The sequence below is a fragment of the Mesorhizobium sp. P5_C1 genome, from assembly GCF_054049815.1.
Window position 1 is genome coordinate 1 of sequence record NZ_JBFULQ010001318.1, and the last position, 643, is coordinate 643.

1 pseudogene is annotated in these 643 nt (G+C 57.4%); it reads left to right on the top strand.

Going from position 1 to position 643, the window contains the following annotated elements:
* Positions 1–391 precede the first annotated feature (391 nt).
* Positions 392–643: pseudogene (locus ACXJ7R_RS35595) on the top strand (hypothetical protein); the annotation flags it as partial.

The following is a 643-nucleotide window of genomic DNA, read 5'->3' on the forward strand; positions in this document are numbered from 1 at the left end:
GGCCGGTGCGGCTTCGCTTCCCCAAGCATCCCCTGCGCCGGCCATTCCTTCGCGAGGCACCAGCGGCCCAGCGGGAGGGTGCCATGCGAGAWTTGCCMWTSGACRTCGATGCAGATGCCGTGATTGCAGTAGGCCGGTATCTTGATGATCACGCGAAGACCACCGCAGTTTCGATATCTGAAGCGCTCCGTGTAATCAGGCGTGGCGTCAACAAATCGCGCGTCGGCGATATGTGGCTGGAGGAACTGATTGTMGAARGCGCCGCAGCCAGAAAGCTTGCCMTCTTGTTGGACAACCACAAYTAAGGCGCGATCCGGCTTGCTTTCGTACACAGTGCGTGCGCTACATTTTAGCGGTGCCTGATAAGCCTGTAACAACCTATGTGGTCAGCGTGTTCGAGAAGCTGCACTGGCGCACGGTGCTAACCACCAAGGACAAAGACAAGGCCTTGGCCATGGCGAAGGAGATCGGCGACAAGGCACGGATCGAGGAGATCACGCCGCTGACCGCGACAAAATTAGCCGTGCAAACGATAGATTATGAAGCGCGAAGATCCGCAATGCGTGATCGGGAACTACGCCTGACTAGATGCGTTGCATGGAAATGCCTGCTCTTCCTGCGGGCGAGAGCGGGAGATTTGTAT